This window comes from Photorhabdus sp. S10-54 (assembly GCF_963878145.1).
GTDB lineage: Bacteria > Pseudomonadota > Gammaproteobacteria > Enterobacterales > Enterobacteriaceae > Photorhabdus > Photorhabdus kayaii.
In genome coordinates, this window is record NZ_CAWNXG010000089.1 from 1 (window position 1) to 5,081 (window position 5,081).

Below are 5,081 nucleotides of genomic sequence, written 5' to 3' on the forward strand. Positions count from 1 at the left end.
GTGACAAACTGACGTCCAGTATGAATAGAAGGTTCCCGTTTTCGAATGAATAAGGTCATAAAAGATCTGCGCTTAAAAGAAGTACGCAGATCTTAACGGATAACACGCGCCTTTTGCGACACCCTCGAACGGTCGGGAAACGTTGCAAGTTTTCCAGTCCCTGCTCAATGTCCCGTAAATCCAGCAATTTTCCTTCACGCGCGGGAAAGGGGGTTATCCGCTGGATATATTTCCCGCTGTCAGGGGTATAGCGGATATGCCGGATGTTGCCCGGTATCATCACCAGTTTTAAGGTTTGAGTATGCAAGTCCTGACTGGGCGCTAATACTCGACTGGTGACATAACCATGATCGATGAGCTGATTTTGCAGCCGGGTCATCAGCCGGTTAATGCCCTGAGCGCCGAGGCAATGGTTTTCACCCTGTTGAGCGACACGCCTGAACGGCAACCAGTGCGGGAAATTTTCAGTGCCTGCCAACACAACGCGGGTGATCGGAAAACACGGCGTTTCCAGCGGAAAGGCGGATGACACCGCCTGTTCGGGGACAGACAGATGAACCTCCGCAGGGGGTGGCGTTAATTGCGCCTCCAGGGCTTGCTGACGTGCCTGTTGATGAATGAGTTGTTGTGCTGAGAGGTCGGCAGCCTGACTGCCTGAAACCACGCTATAAAAAACCGCAAACACTAAAATACTGCTTTTCATTGACTTTCTATTCCACAATGCCAGAGCGGTATTAACCACGAATTTAACTTAGCGATCAATATTTAGGATTGATGATCAACCGGGCATCTAAAATAGGGGATTGGTTAAGTTATCAGCAAAAACAAGGGGTTATATTGAAAAGCAAAAAACAGGCCAATGTGATTATTTTGTGACAACATTGTATAAAAAACAGATTAATATTAATCATTTAATAACCAATACTAATAATTTCAAATTAATTTCATTTTTTGTGTTAATTATGTGATATACATCACATTTATGATGTTTTGTTTCAGGATTAAATCACTGGAAAAGTGATGATTGTCGTAAATTGGTGATGCAGTATTATCTTTTCTGATGAGGTTAGATGATGAGAACTGACGCTATACCATTTCGGATTGGGAGATAACCATCGGCAACAGGTGTTCGTAATGAATTCACAGATTGGCAAAAATCATGAATCCTAACTATGTTGACACAGGGAGTTATTGAGCGATCTCCATTCATGAAAATACGCAAAAAAAGCGCTGAGTCACTATTTGATGTGTTATGTTCTGCCATAAAGAACCAGACAGCGGCTTAATAATAAAATGGGTGGCTGCTCCTTGAGTGCATTGTGCAAAATTGTTGTAGAAATGACCTGAAAGCCAATACCTTGGAGAAGGATATTTACCCCCGTTTCTTCCTTAAAACGGGCAGTAAAGGAATCTGTAATAAATCATGCTCTCTTTTCCCGATAAATGGAGCATATAACGATAATTCAGTTCGTTGAACATCATTAAGATTTGAGATTCAAACCAAAACGCTGCTTTCAGGATGTAAAAATCTTTCTGGTACATAAAGATCATAATCGTTGGAGCGACAGTATTCTTCCAATTGCTGAGCAGACCTAACACCAACCTTCCTATATATTTTTGCTATATAATGTTCAACAGTACGATAAGAAATGTTTAATATCCGACCAATTTGTTTACTGGTATACTTATGTAAAGAAAGAAAAATGACATCCCATTCCCGTGGAGTAAATAAATGAGTCGGTGGTTGAAATATAATAGAAGCGGGGAGTTTTCCATAAAATAAACGGGTTAATGAGAAATCCTGAGCTTCCCATCCGTGGAAAATGACTCCGACACATTCGTTTTCATCATTATATAATGGGTATTTTTCACAAAAATGAGATGATAAGAATTTATCGCTCCCATACATATGTGTTTCAAGCGAACATACTGTTGTTTCGCTCTTCATTGCACTTTGATCATGAAGAACGAATTCTTTTGCAAACTCAGCGCCATCCCAAGGAAGTTCATAATCATACCGCCCTTCGTAATCAAATGAATCTGGAAGATTTTCAAGACGTTTAAGTGCCAGATTGCCATAAATAAAGCATGAGTTCTTATCCTTTATTCCCCAAGGCTCATTACTTTGCTTCATTGTGTTAATGATTTGAGGCGAGATAATTAGTTTATTATTCATGTTATCACTCCTTTTTTATCCAGGCTTAAAGTTAGATTCTTGATATTTTATAATCAACTTAACTCTATACTACCGATAGTGACAAATCTTGCTGGAATATAAAGATCGAGTTTATGTTCTTTACAGAAATCTTTTAATTCTGCGTGTAGTGGCAAATTGAATTTTTGGTAAATTGATTGAATATGATTAACTACATCTTCGGCACTTATCATTAGTTCTTCACTGATTTTATCTTCATCTAATGAGCGCAGAGTGAGAAAGAGAACTTCCCATTCAGATTGCGTCAGTATGTCATTAGGGGCGGTGAATTCCAGCGTTGCCGGAAGTTTCTTTTCATAGTAATAAGCAGTAGAAAAGTTTTGTGCTTTAGACATGTGAAATATAATGCCAATGCAGTGACCATTTTCATCACAAAGTGGGGATTTGCTACAGCGGTAAGTTTGTTTGACTTCATTTTCCCCAAACAGGTGGGTTTCAAGTGAAGTGACGGTTTTCATCGTTTGCATAGCTTTTTGATCCTGACGGCGATACTCTTCTGCATATTCTGCAATCGGTGAGGGTAATTCGTCCGTTGAAAGTCCTGCAATATCGAAATCTTCAGGCAAATTGAGCAACTGGTGAAAAGCAGGATTGGCATACATAAATTTTGATTGGCGATCTTTAGCGCCCCACGGTTCATTACTTCTTTCCCACATGTAAATTAGTTGTGGAGTGATATTATCCGGTTTATTTTTCCTATTTGACACAGTAACTCCTTAGTTATTATTAAGCCATTATCTGAACGGATTGTTTTTTGATGATACACAAAATAACTTAACTCTATAATATAGTATAACAATTATCCAGTTAAAGACTGTATTTTTATTAATTTTATGATGGTATTATAAACACCAAGTAATATAAGGAAAATATTATTTTTATTGAAAATAATTTAAGTGATTTATTTTGCCAGTTAAAAATTGCACGCACATAACATCGCAATCTGTTAAGATGGATTGTCTTATAAAGATATGAGATATTATGTTGCTATATGTTACATAAAGACTTTTAAATTTGGTATTGAATCGGAACCTGGCGTGAACATTTAGACGCTTCTCTTCTACACATGAATTGAATAAGGTTGTTCGTAAAATGCCACGATCTTTCCTAAAATTTTGGCTGTATTGATTACTACAGATTTTTTATTTGTATTATGCACCCAATTGAGGCTATTAATGTTGTCAAATCGAGATGAGATGAATAACTCTTTATTATCTTCAATAAGAAAAAAACCGTTTCCTTTTCCATGCTTATTAACAACCATAGTTACCCCTTCCTCAAATAAGTCATTTTGAGATAGTGATATTGCAAATAGATAATCATCTTTATCTACACATAAATATGGAATGCGAGCCATTTTCATATAATTTTTTTTACTATATTCATTAATTGACGTATAAAGTGGAATATCGACATAATGTGTCTCAGTTCCGACGACAGGCAGCCCATCTCCACTTTTAAGCCATCCAATATTGACATTAAGGCATTCACTGATTGCGCCTATGTGCTTGGTGTTGCTGATTTGCCCCGAAAGCAGTTTTGAAATATAACCCCCTTGCACACCGATTCGGTGAGCCAGATTTGTTGGTGTCATTCCCCGTAACTCAAGCGCTTCTTTAAGACGTTCGTTAAAGTATTTCATACGTATTCCAACGCTTCCAAAAATAACTAAACTTTTTGAACATTTTAGTATCCGCAAAAGAACATTTCTGAACATTCAACGTTCACTTTTGAACAATTGAAGTTTATTTATGCCCTTTTTGCCGTTAGACATAACATTTTCCTATTCGGGGAATATTTGGCTGTACTTGGCGGGGTTTAATGTCTTAGTACAGCCATTTTTTAGCATTCCGCTCCAGTGCGGACTCAGGGAAAAAGCTGTAACAACATAAAAATATCAATCTAAAGAGAGTATGAATATAGCACCTTGAATAACTAATACTGAGGAGAGAAAAAAGGAATGATTGTAAAAATCGACTGGCACCCAGCGGATATTATTGCGGGCCTTAAAAAACGGGGAACGACATTATCTGCTGTTTCAAGAGAAGCGGGGCTTGCCGCATCCACCTTAAGTAATGCTCTGCATCGTAGCTGGCCTAAGGGCGAACGCCTCATTGCTACCGCTTTAGATTGTGAGCCATACGAAATATGGCCGAGCAGATACTCTAAATGAGTTGTCATTTCCAAAATTCACATGAATTTCTCATATGAAAATCAATGAAAGGAAACTCATTACCTGAAATTTTTCTTGTGGAAAGCTTCAGGTATGATAATAGAATGAAAACAGGGCTATTAACGCCCTGTTTTGTTATCACTTTTTAGGAATGAGTTTTATAAAAAAGGGTTAGTATATAATACCCAAACTCTCGCCTTATATGGTAGTAGAAGAGAATTAAAAGATCTCTTAGAGGGTAAAAAACATATAAAAGAAATTAAAGATTTTACTGGATAGGGGTAGTGACCAGCTTCCCGGTCATCAACATCCCTTTATTGCTATACAAGCACATACTGCCAAACGGCCCTTACTTCGTTGGCGGTTAATTTTATACAGAAACTTACGGTTTGGACGCCAATAACACAGTAAAACCGTAAATTTATTTTCAAATACTCCTGCTGGTCCTATTTATGAGCCATCTTTTCGAGTGAGTTCATCAGAATTCACCATTATTAATTTTAATTATGGCTTTTACATGTTGTTTTGCGGCTTCTTTTGTTAAATGAATAACCCCCGATTGTAAATAACCTGAACTCTGGATAAAAAAATGGAACTAAGTGCCTGTTCCAAGATCAAAATTTTCGACCAAGAAAAAAACGATCTTATTAGGAACAGGCATGGATAAACTAGTTGAACTCTTCTGCGATGTCG

Annotated in this window: 5 protein-coding genes; 1 reads left to right on the forward strand and 4 read right to left on the reverse strand. The window is 37.6% G+C overall.

The window, feature by feature from the left end; all coding sequences use genetic code 11:
* Positions 1–55: 55 nt before the first annotated feature.
* The 4 genes from AACQ83_RS23205 to AACQ83_RS23220 form a co-directional block, all read right to left on the reverse strand.
* Positions 56–703: a POTRA domain-containing protein gene (locus AACQ83_RS23205; protein ID WP_240000907.1), complete on the reverse strand. Its 648-nt coding sequence runs from the start codon at positions 701–703 to the stop codon at positions 56–58.
* Between the two features lie 792 nt (positions 704–1,495).
* Complete coding sequence (locus AACQ83_RS23210; RefSeq protein ID WP_112879776.1) at positions 1,496–2,176, reverse strand: helix-turn-helix transcriptional regulator; 681 nt, start codon at positions 2,174–2,176, stop codon at positions 1,496–1,498.
* 53 nt (positions 2,177–2,229) lie between these two features.
* Complete coding sequence (locus AACQ83_RS23215) at positions 2,230–2,922, reverse strand: PAS domain-containing protein (RefSeq protein WP_112879777.1); 693 nt, start codon at positions 2,920–2,922, stop codon at positions 2,230–2,232.
* 353 nt (positions 2,923–3,275) lie between these two features.
* A complete protein-coding gene (locus tag AACQ83_RS23220; protein ID WP_158537816.1) occupies positions 3,276–3,857 on the reverse strand; it encodes a helix-turn-helix domain-containing protein in 582 nt (193 codons plus the stop codon).
* A gap of 321 nt (positions 3,858–4,178) precedes the next feature.
* On the opposite strand from AACQ83_RS23220, the gene AACQ83_RS23225 reads away from it, so the two are divergent.
* The gene (locus tag AACQ83_RS23225; RefSeq protein WP_112879779.1) at positions 4,179–4,388 is read left to right on the forward strand and encodes a helix-turn-helix domain-containing protein; all 210 of its coding nucleotides are present in this window, start codon (positions 4,179–4,181) and stop codon (positions 4,386–4,388) included.
* Positions 4,389–5,081: the final 693 nt, after the last annotated feature.